The following is a 12833-nucleotide window of genomic DNA, read 5'->3' on the forward strand; positions in this document are numbered from 1 at the left end:
TGGAGACGGGAGGGCATGTCCCTCCCGTTTTCGTGCGTGGCAGATCATCAACGGCAAGAACGGCATGAACCTTTCCCTCGACCTCAGTCCCGACCCCTACATCCTCATCCTGACAGTGGTCGGATTGATCATTCGGATGTCGATCCTCATGCACGGGGTCACAGTCACGCCCGTCATGCGGATGCTTGCACAAGCCATGGCAAGACCGATGCAAGTGACTGCATCCCTTCGCCTGAGCTGCAAGGGCTCGCGGAGGTGCGCGCTTCGTAAGGCCCTTTCCGAAGCTTCAGTTGGCGCCAGCATGCGGTGCGGGCTCCTCGGTCGAGATCGCATCGGTGGTGCGGCCGGGTACCTCGGGTGACCCATCCGCGTGCTCGATCACGATCTTGATGGGGCCGGGGTTGATGGAGCCGAACTGTGACGCGAAGGCGATCTCCGCCGCATCTCGGCCGACGCCGATACGCACGAGTCCGTCGAGGTTCGCCTGCCTCGTCGCGTCGAACAGCCACCAACGCCCGTCAAGATAGGCTTCGAAGACCGCGTGGAAGTCGCGTGGCTCGAGGCCATAGGCGTAGCAACTGACGAAGCGGGCAGGGATGCCCAGCGCGCGGCAGAAGGTAATCCCCAGATGGGCAAAGTCTCGGCACACGCCCGCGCGCAGCAGAAGGCTTTCGGATGCCGTCGTCTGCGAGTCGGAGGAACCTGGCTGATAGTCGAGGTTGTCGTAGATCCAGTTGCAGATTGCAGTCACGCGGTTGTGGCCCTTCGCCATCGATCCAAACTCTTTCTCAGCGAACGCGCCGAGACGGTCCGAAGGGACGAACCGCGAGGGTAGGAGGAACGGCATGATGGCGAGCGGCAGATCGCCGATGGGCATCTCGCCGATTGTGTTCGGGTCGGCGCGGAAGTCCGACAGCGTCACCTCGGCCTCGTACTTGACGTGCAGGGGACCCGGCTCCGCCGACACGGAGAAGTACCGATTGTGGATGTCGGGCGAGGTGTACGCACGCCGCTTGATATCAGGGGAAAGCGTGAGCCTCTCGACCAGGTCGAGATGGCGCTCGAGCTTGGCCACCTCGAGATTGAAGATGAACACGGTCGGTGCCAGCACCTCGTAGGAAAGCTCGCAGCCGAGACGGTATCTGACGGTCATGAGAGTGCTCGCGTGGTAATGACAGGATGGGGGAAGGGCACCGCCGAACCCTCGCTGACGATGCGTCGTCCCTTTGTGGGTATGCGCTCGACCGTCCGAAAGCGGACGCTTCGGTCTGGCCAGAGGATACGCTTCTGTACCGGGGATCGTAACCGTCCTTCACATGTTCTCCCTGCGTTCAAAAGGGGGGTCGACATGTCGGAAACAGGTTTCGCTCCAGACAAGGATACTCCACCCACGCATGCTGAGAAGCTCGTCGCGCGTGAACAGAAACAGGCCCACGCCGAGGCCGCGACGGAGCCAGGTCGCGGCCGCGAAGCTGACAAGCCTAGCGAGATACCCGCGACAGGATGGAAGGACATCTTGTGGAGGGTCTACGAGGAGTTCTCGAGCGACCGCCTCATGTTGGTCGCGGCGGGCCTGACGTTCTACCTGCTGCTGGCGCTGTTCCCGGCGGTGACGGCCTTCATCTCCATCTACGGGCTCTTCAGCGATCTCGGCACGGTGAACGACCATCTCCAGTCGATGTACGGAATCCTGCCGTCTGGAGCGGTGCAGATCATCGGCGAGCAACTCGAGCGCACCGTTAAAAAGGGCGACGTCACTCTCGGTTTTGGTTTGGTGTTCGGTGTGGGCGTTGCGCTATGGAGCGCTAACGCGGGCATGAAGAGCTTCTTCGACGCGCTGAACATCGTCTACGCCGAGAAAGAAAAGCGTAGCTTCGTCAAGCTGACGCTTATCTCCCTCGCGTTCACCCTCTGCCTCCTAATCTTCATCGCCTTCACGCTCGGCGCCGTCGTCCTGATGCCGATCCTCTTCGAGTACATCGGTCTCGGCGGGCTCGAGACGGCGCTGTTGGTCCTGCGCTGGCCGCTACTGCTCGTGATCGTGACGCTCGGCATCTCCATCATGTTCCGCTATGGACCGAGCCGCAGCCGCGCAAAATGGCGATGGGTTACCCCGGGGGCTGTGGTAGCGGCCGTGATGTGGGTGGCCTTCTCCATCGCCTTCTCGTTTTACGCCACCAACTTCGGGAGCTACGATGAAACCTACGGCTCGCTGGGAGCGGCAATCGGCTTCATGACCTGGACGTGGCTCTCATGCATCGTCGTCCTCTTCGGCGCCGAGCTCAACGCCGAACTCGAGCACCAGACCGCCCGTGACACCACGCATACGCCCGAGCGGCCATTGGGGCAGCGAGGGGCTGAGATGGCCGATACTGTTGGCGAAGCGCAAGTTTGATCGGCCATCGAGGGGCGGCCCAGCGCTTGGCCACCGCCATTCAACCGATCGCGTAATACCTTACCTGCTCTGAACATCGGTACCCATTTTTCTCCGACATCAAGGGCCTCTCCGGACTGCGGGTTCCGCCTGCACGCGGCGCTCGTTTCCTGACCGAGAAGCTGCCAAACACACGGATCTCGACCCGCCCTCCGTCTTCCAATGCCTCCACAATCTCATCGAGGATCGTATCGACCAGCTTCTCGATGTCCCGCTGAAAGAGATGCGGATTGCGGCTCGCGATGATTTGGACGAGTTCGGATTTGATCATTGGCTCACACTGCGATCCGGACAAACGGCCAGGCAAGGCGGTTTTCGTCGTAGCGCAAGTCATCGTCTACGATTAACGCGCTCATCAACGTGGTACACCAACCCAGCATCTCCTCTCGATAGATGACCGTCATACTCCTGAAGGATCGACGTGCTTTACGACCGCTCCCGAACGGGAGGTAGGAATAACGGAATACGACAAGGAGAGCCTCGGCATCGCGGACCTGATTGCTGACGGCAGTCCGACGACCAAAGCGCTGCGCATTCATGCTCGGATGACAGTCGAGAGGTTGGCGGAGCTGTCCGGCATGAACCGCATGCGGCTTCTTACGATCAAAAACGGATCGACGCCGACGACCGATGAGGTGCGCCTGATTTCAGCAGCTCTCGAGCAGTCGACCCGTCTGTGGCTGTCGTAGGTGGACCCGTCATTATTCGGTTGTCGTCGAACAGTATAAGGGTCCGTGAGAATGGAGCCGATGCGATGCGCCTGGTACTGATCGCAGCTCCCATTGACAGACGTGGCTACTACGATTCAGCTGTCCTCGACGCAAAGAAACGAGGTGAGCGACCTGCGGTCCTTCGCCGCGACGAGGACTACGGCGTCAAGGCGCGTTGCTTGCTGTCCGTCGTCGATGCGGTAGCGGTTTACGAAGATCTAGCGCTGACGGACGACATGCGGTGGATGATCAGCATCGCTCTTCATGAGCGTGTTCCGGTCGAGTATCGCCGCCTTCCTGAAAACCGGATCAGCGTCATCGATCGTGCCAGAGCAGCCTAGGCAGCCTTTCCGTTCTCCACCTGCTTAATCCTTGATCGCTTCCGCTTCTTCGACTTCGGCTTCGCCTCGTCGTCCCCGCCGCCGCGCTCGGAAATCGCCATCGCCTGGAGCTTGGCAACCTTCGCTGGATCGGAGTCGGAATGCGAAATCACGGCATAAAAGGCAGCTCGGACTACATCGGACTTCGACGCGTCCGGGTGCTTTTCCCGCACGGCCGCGAAGAGCTGCTTCGGTCTGATGTTTGGAGTTGCCAGATCAATCACAGTCCCTGCGATCAGTTCGATGTCCGACGGCATTTGAGCGTTCCCGTACATTCATCTGAATGTCACAGAAACTCAAGCTGGCTATACATGTCAAGAGAACGACTACCAGAGCTTAGGGTGCGCATGCTGCGTGCCGTAACGAATCTCCGGCGTTTTCCGAACGCTTCCCCGGTGGTTCTCCTCAGAAATCAGACGTTTGGTGCTTTGACTACCGTTTGAGGAAGGGTATCTTTGCCACGATGGCGGCGTCACGTTCGAGTCGGGCTGCCCGGAGCCGCGCCGTCTTCGCCGCGGTCGCTTCGACCTGCGACTGTGCTCCAGAACCTGTCCCTCGCGACTCCTCTTGCTCGGCGTTTGGACGGAAGTGCATGTTGGCCGCCCTGATGGCCGGCGAATCCTTGTCTGTCATGATCGATCTCGTTGATTCGTGTTGCCTGTTGCATACCCGGATTCGTGGGCAACGTCGCAAGCAGATCGCCGCTTAGGTTTTCGGCGCCCGTTTCTTCGAGAGCCGTTTCGGGGGCGCATTTCTGAGAGCTTCGGCATCAACCACGGCTTGGGCCGCTTCCTGAACCTGCCTCGCGGCCTTCAACCGTGCTGACTTGGCTGTCATTACTGCGCGTTCGGCTGCGATGATGTCGAGACCGGAGCCCTTTTCGTGTCGTTCGCTTTGCTTCTGGAAACGTGCCTCGGCTGCAAGTAAGGCGGGCGAAGTCGTTAATTTTCCGGAGTCCACGCACTGCTCCCGTTCGATCCGGTTGCGCCTGCGAGCTTCGCGACGGCGGCAAGGTTCATTGGAGCGACGTGATCGTTTTTCGCGACAAAGAGTAGCTCTTCCGATGTCGTCGCGCCGATCCTCGCCATTGCGACATCGAGCGTGATGCGGCCGTCGCGCCATTCGGTGAGAGTGCGGTCGGTATCGAAGCCATCGTTGATGTTTTCCATGTTTGCATCTTAGGCCTTTTCATCGCGGTAGGCGACAAGCGATCGAGCATCGGGCTTAAGCCTGCGTTTGGGTCGCATGGCACGGAGATACCGCTTCCGGACGTTCGCCAGCGTCTTTTCGGAGGCGGGAGCGAAGCGCATCGAACCTCGTATTCCCGGGCAGTCAGACTGCAAGGATCGCGGAGATGGAGTCCATGACCGTGGAGTCCGGCATCGGGACGACGGAGGGAACTGACGGCTGGACATAGCGCGCCACCTCAGCGTCGGCCTCGTCGCCGCCGAAGGTGCCGAACGGGCCACGAAAACCGTTGAGCTTCCAGGCGAGTTCCAGCGCCTCCGGAGAGGTAAGATCTCAAGTAGCTGCGCGACGACGGTCTCGTAGCGCTGACGGAACATATCCAGTTCGGCGCGGGCCGAACCGAACATGCGCGACAGGAAACCGCTCGCGCAGCGAAGCCGGGTCGACGCCCTTCACCTTCAGAATTACCTCGGTGATGAGGTCGCCGCCGGCTCCCGCGTCCCCGGACCGCGTTTGAGCAAGAATCCTCTGCGCAAAGCCCGTGACCTCACGCTGGGCCCTCTCACCGTAAGCGGACAGCGTAGCGCGGTCGGACAGCACGATCTGTGAGCGCACGCGCTGAACCTCGACCGCAACCGCGGAACGACCTTCTAACGGGGGCGCATCGAAGGAGTTGGAAGGTCATCACGGGTTGGCTATTATTCGAGATTGAGGTCCACCCAAACAGCGGCATGGTCTGACGCGGATTCCTGTTTCCGAGTGATCTCCGGATAGGCCTCCCACTTCCGCGGGCGAACTCCCGGCCACATGCCTTCCCTGAACACGCCACCCGCGGTGATACGCTCGAACAGCTCGGGTGAAAGGAGGATGTAGTCGATCTTGTTGCCTGCCAGGCAGGAATCATAGGTGCCGGGATGGCCGCCGTCGTCGAACGCCGGATGCTCAAAGGCATCTCTCAGGTCTGTCTCCGATAGCAGCGGGTCCAGCGGTGCGCTATCCGGGGTATCGTTAAGGTCGCCGATGATTACGACGTACTTCTCTCCGTCTGCCTTCAGTCCCTCATAGATTTCTGCGATGCGCTTGGCTTGCGCGCGACGGCGCTTGTTGGACACTGCTGGCGAGCCGTAGCCCTTGCTCTTGAGATGGTTGACCAGGACAACGAGCCGATTGCCGCCGGGCGTTGCAACATTGAACTCGGGACAGTCGCGGGAGAACACGGGCGACCCGTCCGGCTGCCTGTCGTCTACATGGCTGCGCATCATGCCAATCGGGAATCCTTCACGGGTGACTAGGCCGACGTCGATGCCGCGTTCGTCGTTACCGTCGATCACCATGACATGCCGAAAGGCGCTCCCTCCGATCGCGGGGAGGATCTCCTGGTTAAAGGCTGACAGGACGGGGCGAGACTCTGCTTCGACGATTCCGAGCACGTCCGCCTCGACGTCCACCATGACACGTGCGGTGTGCCGCATAGCCAGTTCGTTGACCGGCTCGTCGCGCAGCTCGAGCGTGCCGACCCAGTCGACGCGGCCGTCAGCCACGATTTCGATGCCGCCGGCGCGGGGCCGCTTCACCAGCCCGCCCCGATTGCGGCGAAGGATCACGAAGGGACCAGTGTCCGACCGTTCCAGCCCAAGCTCGATCATGAGCTTAGCCATTCGCGCTTTATTGGCATCGGTGTAGCTGACCGATCCCAAAAGCTGGTTGAGCTCTGCGAAGGCTTCAAGGACTGGTTTGCCCTCTTCCCAGGTGTCCAGGTTCATGGCTTTCGCGCGGTCGAAGAGGTTCTCCACATTATAGACGGCAATGCGCATCCCGGTTTCCCCATTCAGACAGCCGAACTGACCAAGCAGATCATAAAGGATTGTCACAAGCCGCATATGACGGGCGTTACAACCGCCATCGAGTCGGATGAGAAGGGTGCGCGATAGGCGTGGCGGTTCCGGATAGGCGAGCGGGCATAGCCTAGGTACGCCTCACGGTAACGGGGCTCGCCACATCAACGACGGACTTAAGGTCCATCACCATTTGTTCGTGCTTCCCCGTCGCGCCGCCAGAACGCTGGGGGCACCCGATGGCCACTTCGTCAGTGCCCCAGCCAGATCGTTGAAAGAGCTATCCGAATGCATGATCCTAGACGCGATCACCCCACCACGGCAGTGCCTGTCGGCCAGGTGCTTCTCAGCCTTGGAGACGGCGACGGGGAGGACCCGAAGCACAACCTGTCGGCTGGAACCCGCATCGGCAATACTCTCTTGGTTGCGGGAGACGAGATGGCGGTCCTCGAGGCCCTTACGCTGGACGCCGCAGGCGGTTCTTCCGCCCACGAACGATACGAGCTCGCGGACCTGCTCGACCTCCGCAAGCCTGGGGAGGAAGTCGACATCGAGGGACTGTCTGCAGAGGCCGGATGGCTTTGGATCGTCGGCAGCCACGCGCGGGCCCGCAACAAGCCGGATAAGACACCCGACGTGCCGATCGAACTCGCCAAGTTGGCAGACCTGAAGGACACACGACCGCGCTGCGTGCTCGCGCGGATCCCGCTGGTCGAGCGAACCGAAGCACCGGGAACTTTCTATCCAACACGCTTGGACGGAGACCGCCATGCCGGGATGCTGCGGCAGACGAAGCACGGCAACAAGCTGGCCGAGATGCTGCGCCTCGACGTTCTTCTCGAACCGTTCACGCGTATCGCGGCGAAGGAGGGCGGCGTAGACATCGAGGGCATCGCGGTTTCGGGGAACCGTCTCGCGCTCGGAATGCGCGGACCCGTCATCCGCGACTACGCGGTTTTGTTGGAAGCCGGAATTGCCGCGGAGACTGACGGTACGCTGAAACTGCCGTCGCCGCCGATGAAGCGGCTCCTTGACCTAGAGGGCCTCGGCATCCGGGACCTCAAGCGCCGGGGTGACGATCTGCTGATTCTCGCAGGACCGACGTCCAGCCTGTCGGGTCCTTGCGCGCTGTATGTCTGGCGGAACTGGGTGAACGAGCCTGCGTCCGGACAGGACACGGTAGCGGTCCATCGTCCTGAACGCCTTCTCGAGCTGCCGCACGGAAGAGGTGTCGACCATCCAGAGGGCTTGGCTCTGTGGGGCAGGGACGGCGGGAAGGAACGGATTCTCGTCTTGTGTGACAGTCCGGCGCCCGTGCGCTTCGCCGATGGTCCAGCAACGTTCCTTGCCGACCTTTTCGAGTTGCCAGACTGAGTGGCGCCCGATGTCGTGCCGCGCAGCAGCGAGGATCCACGGGAGACATCGAGAACACTTCGATGAAGGTCTTCTGCTTGATGTTGACGAGGCCAAGGATCGAATCCTGGGGTGGGAGAACCCGCGCCTTGTGCTGGGACAGCGAGCGGATATCGAGCTCTGCGACAATCGCCTCCAGGACGTTAGTGCCGTTGGGCGGTGAAGTCGCCGCAAAGGACTGCTATCCCGCGAACGTCGCCTCCTCTCGGCCGGCCCGTTCCGAACTCCCACAGCGAGCCTCACATGACCCTGAGTCGGTACCAACGGCTGCGACGCTTCGCGATCGCCGCGCTTATAGCGGCGGCTTTCCTCGTCCTTCTCTTCGTCCATTCGGTCTGGGACTCCGAGACCCACGCCATCCACGACCTGGTCGAAGCGATCGGCCTCGGCTTCATCGTCATCGGCATTATCGGACGCATGTGGTGCACGCTGTACATCGGCGGCCGCAAGGCGGCGGAGATCGTGGAGGTCGGTCCGTACTCCATCACCCGCAACCCCCTGTACGTCTTCTCATCGATCGCCGCAGGCGGGGTCGGTGCGCAGACGGGAAGCATCGTCCTTGCGGTCTTCTTCTTCGTCGGGTGCGTTGCCGCCTTCCAGCTCGTCATCCGTCGGGAGGAACGTCACCTGACGGATGCGTTCGGGACCTCTTACGTCGACTACATGCGGCGTGTGCCACGGTTCTGGCCGCAGCTCGGCCTCTATCGCGACCAGCCCATCCTCAGCGCCCACACCGGACGCCTCTACCAGACGTTCAGGGACGGCTTGGTGTTCTTCGTCGCCAAACCTGCCTTCGAGCTGGTCGAGCAGTTGCAAAGCGTCAACGTCCTGCCCGTTTTCCTCTACCTGTACTGAAGTGCCGAAGGTGAGCTAACCCGCAGCGATAGGAAGATCCCGCCGCGTCGACCTTCGCCCTTGCGGACTCAGTACCGAGCCTTCGCCATTGAGGTTCGCGTGATTATGTTCCCGACAACCGCTGACCGTTGGCCCGACGCTCCATCCCGCTCGACGGTATGAATGAGGAACGTCTGACGGGGATCCCAACCGTTGACCGCCTCGATCGCGGGAACGCCGTACTCCTCCCGGAGCAACCGAGCGAGGTCTAAAGCCAACAGACCAAGTTTGGAGAACTGGTACCTTACCTCGTCGAAGTGCTCCTCATATCCTGGGGCTAAAGCAACATGGGTCTTGTAGTCAATCGACTTGCCAGCGCTGTCGACGGCGTTGGGAAGCGACAACAGTCGGTACATCAGCTCAGGCGGTATCGACCGCCAGTCGACGTCATCCGGCATGCGGAGTGTTGGGTGCGCCACGCTCGCGTGCAGCTCGCCGTCTTCGTATTCGCCGCCATCGGCGACGACTTCGCTGCACTCGAAGATGAACCTGTCCAGAATGCAGGTGACACGGATTGCAAGGTGCCGGGCAAGTCTGGATCGCTCGTTTCCGTCTATTCGTGCCCTTTGACGGCGCCAGATGAGATGTCGGATAGCCAGGACACATGCCGTGCCGCAGGTCGTCGCGAGAGCTGTCCAGACAATCTCAGGGATGTTCAATTCCTTGGCCTTTCAGGCTGGACGGCCGTCGTGGCCGAGACGATGCGGTCAGTAGCTGGGCTGGCTTGCCTAGATCAGGGTTTGCTGACGGCTCATGTTTTCAGATGGCAACCGCTTCAATCGCTTCTCGATGCGGACGCTTGCCTCTTTCATCGCTGAGGCTGCATCCCGTTCCAATCTGGCGCATGGAGCCGAGCGGTCTTGGCAGCGGTGCCCTCGGCTTCGGCCGCTATGATCCGGACGCCCGTTCCTCTCGTAAGCCGCTCTCCGGCGGCCCGCCGGGAGAGGCTCATCGGCCTTCGCTTAGGTAACGTTCCCGCTCTCCCAGTTTCGTTTCCATTTCCGCCATCTCCTCCCAGCAATGCTTGAGAAGCCGCAGGGTCGACGCGAGCATCGCTTCGCGCTCGTAGCCGGGAGGCGAGCCCCTTAACAAGAGCTTGAGGTACTCGCCTCGTTCCGTAATGCCGACCATCCACTCGAAGAACTCGTCCTTGATGACGGGCTCGGCCTGTTTGGCTAGCGGCATGGCGCTTGCCGAAGGCAGACGATCCATCATCCCCGCCCAGCTCCCATGACGATGCGGTCCCGTCGGTTCGATCCGCATAATGCCGAGTGTGCCGTCGGGACCCTTTCCTCGAGTTCCGCGGTCGTCATGACGAATACGCGGTCTCGACCTGGATCCTCGCATTTCGGTCGAGCGGAACGAGGGGCAGCCGTACCGTGCCCTCGATCCCACGACGTCTCGGCGATCCGAGTCTGCGAACGATCGACGGCGGCACAGGGGAACATTTCGCCTCAGAACTCATTTGACAGCATGCTGTCGATATGACGAGGGGCTGACATTGAGCGAGGATGAAGCGACCTACCTTGTCCGCACCCTGTCGATCGCGGTCTTCGAGGCGAACGGCCGTTTGGTCGAGACGGGCAATGACCTCGTCGGTCAGATCGGGCTCAGCACCGCTTGGTGGCAGGTGCTGGGGGCTCTGGGCTATGCGCCGATGCCGCTTCCGGTCGCCCACATCGCACGCAACATGGGCCTGACCCGTCAGGCCGTGCAACGGGTCGTCGACCTCCTTGAAAAGCGTGGTTTTGTCGCCTTCGGGCCCAACCCACATCACCAGCGGGCCAAGCTCGTTGTGCTCACCGAGGCGGGACGGAAAGCCCTATCGTCAGCCGAGGCCGCGGTCGCCCCCCTCGACCGGGCTATCCTGGAGCGGATCGGTACCGAGCGGCTCGCCGTTGCCATCTCGGTTCTGCGCGAGATGAGCGACATGCTCCCGTAGGCCCCCTGAGACTCATCCAAACACCCTGCCAGACCCTCTCAGCGAAGGATTCCCCATGCCCTCGATCCAGACCGACCGCTTCGACATCGACGTCATCATCATGGGCGGTGGCCCGATCGGCCTCACCACGGCCTGCGCGCTCGCCCACCACGGCGTGCCGTTCCGGATCTTCGAGAGCCGCACCGTGTCAAAGCCCCATTCGCGCGCCAACAACCTCTGGGCCCGGCCGCAGGAGCTGCTCGCCAGTATCGGCATTCGCGACGCCATCGCGGAGAAGGCCTACGCGATCACCAAAGTGAACACGCTCCTGAACGGCCGTCCCGTCGATCCAATCGCCATCGCAGACGTCGCCAGCCCATTCGGTCCGGTGCTCTACAGCGGGCAGGACGTGATCGAGACAGCTTTGGGCAGACAGATCGAGGCCAAGGGCAGCAGACTGGAGCGCGGACGCAAGGTCGTCGGCTTCCGGCAAGACGAAGGTGGCGTCACTGTCGAGGTGGCGGCCGTCGACGGGGACGGAAACGCCACGGGCGAGCCCGAGAGCCTGCGGTGCCGTTACCTCGTCGGGGCAGACGGAAGCGACGGCTTCGTGCGGCGCGAGCTTGGCCTCGACTTTGAGCCGGAGAAGCTGCCGAACTGCATGAATCGCCAGCTCGACGCCAAGCTGTCATGGCGCCGCTCCACCGATCACGACCATCTCTGGTTCTTCTACTATCCCCGCGGCTTCTGCGGCGTCCTGCCCGTCTGGGGCGGCTACCACCGCCTGTTCTTCCTGTCGGACGACACGGGGCTTCCCGACCGCGACCCGACGCTGGAGGAAATGCAGGCGATCGCCCGCGAGGTGACCGAGGACGAGACCCTGACGCTAACCGACCCGATCTGGCTGACGCACAGCCGCTTCCAGCACGGCGTATCACCGCACTACCGCAGGGACCGTGTGTTCCTCGTCGGCGACGCCGGACACCTGACCCTGCCGGTCGGCGGTCAGGGCATGAACTCGGGATTCCACGACGCGGTCGGCCTTGCCTGGCGGCTTGCCACGGTCCTCCGCGGCAGGGCCGAGCGCATACTCCTCGAGTCTTACGACACCGAGCGCGGCGGCGAGCACCGTCGCCTCGACAAGCAACAGGCGCAGGGGTTCCAGAACAGCGTCTACCGAGGGCGACTCAAGGATGCGGCAGTGAACCTCGCCGCCGTCGTCCGGCCCGACATCGGCTCACTGCTTCAGGGCACGGACGACCTCCAGCAGCTCTCCGTTGCCTATCCCACGAGCCCACTCAACGAGGACGCCTTCGGCTTGGCTCACGGCCTCCTGCATCGCGATGCGCCCAATCCAGGCGAACGCGCGCCCGACGCCCCGGTGATCGCGGCAGACGGCGCTTCAACGACGCTGTTCCAGCATATCTACAACCCGGACGGCCGCACCTTCGGATGGACGCTCCTCCTCTTCGACGGACGGCAGCGCGACGCGCTCTCCGATCTCCGTCAGGCCGCCAGCGCAGTTCAGCCCTGGGATTGGGTTCGTCCGAGGCTCGTCCTTGGCGCGGCGGTGGCCGAAGGTGGCGATGCGGTCCCCTTGTCGGACCTCGACGGCGAGGCACATGCCGCCTACGGCATCGGATCGTCTCCTTCGCTGGTTCTTGTCCGACCCGACGGGCACATCGCGTTCCGCGGTCCCGCCGACCGAGCCAATCTCCTGCCGGCATATTGCGAGAAGGTTTTTGGCCGGGCTCCGACATAGTCGGTACGGCAGTCTGCAGAGCCGGCGGTTGACGGCAACCGTCAGGTCTTGTGCAGGGCGGTCGCCACGGCAACGTTTCGCAAACGTGAGGAGGATGGGACATAGCTGGTCCCCCTAGCTGCCCTTCCAAAAGGCGACCGATGCGGAGGCCAGGAGGGCGGCTCTGAGGGAAAAGTTGAGCGCTCTCGCGACCGTTCCCGGCGGGAGAAGAGAACTGCCGACTCTTGATCCGAGGGCGGCCCAGATGCCGACGACACCAGCAGGAAGACCGCAGACAGGACGGCATAGCGCCCCGT

General features: G+C 62.2%; 14 protein-coding genes and 1 pseudogene. 6 read left to right on the plus strand and 9 right to left on the minus strand.

The features are described 5' to 3' along the window. Positions 1-286 precede the first annotated feature (286 nt). A complete protein-coding gene (locus ACZL02_RS21345; RefSeq protein WP_472939511.1) occupies positions 287-1153 on the minus strand; it encodes a transglutaminase-like domain-containing protein in 867 nt (288 codons plus the stop codon). A gap of 195 nt (positions 1154-1348) precedes the next feature. On the opposite strand from ACZL02_RS21345, the gene ACZL02_RS21350 reads away from it, so the two are divergent. Further along, entirely contained in the window at positions 1349-2395 is a 1047-nt protein-coding gene (locus ACZL02_RS21350; protein ID WP_472939512.1) for a YihY/virulence factor BrkB family protein, read from the plus strand. Positions 2396-2427: 32 nt separating this feature from the next. Here ACZL02_RS21350 and ACZL02_RS21355 read toward each other — a convergent pair. Further along, a pseudogene (locus ACZL02_RS21355) lies at positions 2428-2705 on the minus strand (integration host factor subunit beta); the annotation flags it as partial. 483 nt (positions 2706-3188) lie between these two features. Here ACZL02_RS21355 and ACZL02_RS21360 point away from each other — a divergent pair. Next, entirely contained in the window at positions 3189-3485 is a 297-nt protein-coding gene (locus ACZL02_RS21360; protein WP_472939513.1) for a hypothetical protein, read from the plus strand. On the opposite strand, the gene ACZL02_RS21365 is transcribed toward ACZL02_RS21360, so the two are convergent. From ACZL02_RS21365 to ACZL02_RS21385, 5 genes are all read right to left on the minus strand, one after another. Further along, complete coding sequence (locus ACZL02_RS21365) at positions 3482-3781, minus strand: hypothetical protein (protein ID WP_472939514.1); 300 nt, start codon at positions 3779-3781, stop codon at positions 3482-3484. The genes ACZL02_RS21360 and ACZL02_RS21365 overlap by 4 nt on opposite strands. Positions 3782-4229: 448 nt before the next feature. Continuing rightward, the gene (locus ACZL02_RS21370; protein WP_472939515.1) at positions 4230-4484 is read right to left on the minus strand and encodes a hypothetical protein; all 255 of its coding nucleotides are present in this window, start codon (positions 4482-4484) and stop codon (positions 4230-4232) included. Further along, complete coding sequence (locus ACZL02_RS21375; RefSeq protein WP_472939516.1) at positions 4466-4693, minus strand: hypothetical protein; 228 nt, start codon at positions 4691-4693, stop codon at positions 4466-4468. The genes ACZL02_RS21370 and ACZL02_RS21375 overlap by 19 nt, the downstream gene beginning before the upstream one ends. Positions 4694-5045: 352 nt before the next feature. After that, on the minus strand, positions 5046-5327 hold the full coding sequence (locus tag ACZL02_RS21380) for a toxic anion resistance protein (protein WP_472939517.1): 282 nt from the start codon (positions 5325-5327) through the stop codon (positions 5046-5048). A gap of 83 nt (positions 5328-5410) precedes the next feature. Beyond that, a complete protein-coding gene (locus ACZL02_RS21385) occupies positions 5411-6526 on the minus strand; it encodes an endonuclease/exonuclease/phosphatase family protein (RefSeq protein WP_472939518.1) in 1116 nt (371 codons plus the stop codon). 309 nt (positions 6527-6835) lie between these two features. Here ACZL02_RS21385 and ACZL02_RS21390 point away from each other — a divergent pair, with 309 nt between their 5' ends. Together ACZL02_RS21390 and ACZL02_RS21395 are read left to right on the plus strand one after the other, a co-directional pair. Continuing rightward, entirely contained in the window at positions 6836-7921 is a 1086-nt protein-coding gene (locus ACZL02_RS21390; RefSeq protein WP_472939519.1) for a DUF3616 domain-containing protein, read from the plus strand. Between the two features lie 282 nt (positions 7922-8203). Beyond that, positions 8204-8815: a methyltransferase family protein gene (locus ACZL02_RS21395; protein WP_472939520.1), complete on the plus strand. Its 612-nt coding sequence runs from the start codon at positions 8204-8206 to the stop codon at positions 8813-8815. A gap of 68 nt (positions 8816-8883) precedes the next feature. Here ACZL02_RS21395 and ACZL02_RS21400 read toward each other — a convergent pair whose 3' ends face one another. Further along, positions 8884-9513, minus strand: a complete 630-nt coding sequence (locus tag ACZL02_RS21400; RefSeq protein WP_472939521.1) for a hypothetical protein — start codon at positions 9511-9513, stop codon at positions 8884-8886. A 289-nt stretch (positions 9514-9802) separates the two neighbouring features. Further along, positions 9803-10069 (minus strand): hypothetical protein, encoded by a 267-nt coding sequence (locus ACZL02_RS21405; protein WP_472939522.1) that lies wholly within the window; start codon positions 10067-10069, stop codon positions 9803-9805. Between the two features lie 286 nt (positions 10070-10355). On the opposite strand from ACZL02_RS21405, the gene ACZL02_RS21410 reads away from it, so the two are divergent. Beyond that, positions 10356-10796 carry a MarR family winged helix-turn-helix transcriptional regulator gene (locus ACZL02_RS21410; protein WP_472939523.1) on the plus strand — a complete coding sequence of 147 codons (441 nt, stop codon included), beginning with the start codon at positions 10356-10358 and terminating at the stop codon, positions 10794-10796. 55 nt (positions 10797-10851) lie between these two features. Beyond that, positions 10852-12537 carry an FAD-dependent monooxygenase gene (locus tag ACZL02_RS21415; RefSeq protein ID WP_472939524.1) on the plus strand — a complete coding sequence of 562 codons (1686 nt, stop codon included), beginning with the start codon at positions 10852-10854 and terminating at the stop codon, positions 12535-12537. Positions 12538-12833: the final 296 nt, after the last annotated feature.

The organism is Mesocryomonas fontinalis (assembly GCF_055730125.2).

Coding starts and splice junctions, on each gene's coding strand:
- ACZL02_RS21345 (WP_472939511.1), bottom strand. CDS start 1,153: ATGACCGTCAGATACCGTCTCGGCTGCGAGCTTTCCTACGAGGTGCTG.
- ACZL02_RS21350 (WP_472939512.1), top strand. CDS start 1,349: ATGTCGGAAACAGGTTTCGCTCCAGACAAGGATACTCCACCCACGCAT.
- ACZL02_RS21360 (WP_472939513.1), top strand. CDS start 3,189: ATGCGCCTGGTACTGATCGCAGCTCCCATTGACAGACGTGGCTACTAC.
- ACZL02_RS21365 (WP_472939514.1), bottom strand. CDS start 3,781: ATGCCGTCGGACATCGAACTGATCGCAGGGACTGTGATTGATCTGGCA.
- ACZL02_RS21375 (WP_472939516.1), bottom strand. CDS start 4,693: ATGGAAAACATCAACGATGGCTTCGATACCGACCGCACTCTCACCGAA.
- ACZL02_RS21385 (WP_472939518.1), bottom strand. CDS start 6,526: ATGCGCATTGCCGTCTATAATGTGGAGAACCTCTTCGACCGCGCGAAA.
- ACZL02_RS21390 (WP_472939519.1), top strand. CDS start 6,836: ATGCATGATCCTAGACGCGATCACCCCACCACGGCAGTGCCTGTCGGC.
- ACZL02_RS21395 (WP_472939520.1), top strand. CDS start 8,204: ATGACCCTGAGTCGGTACCAACGGCTGCGACGCTTCGCGATCGCCGCG.
- ACZL02_RS21405 (WP_472939522.1), bottom strand. CDS start 10,069: ATGATGGATCGTCTGCCTTCGGCAAGCGCCATGCCGCTAGCCAAACAG.
- ACZL02_RS21415 (WP_472939524.1), top strand. CDS start 10,852: ATGCCCTCGATCCAGACCGACCGCTTCGACATCGACGTCATCATCATG.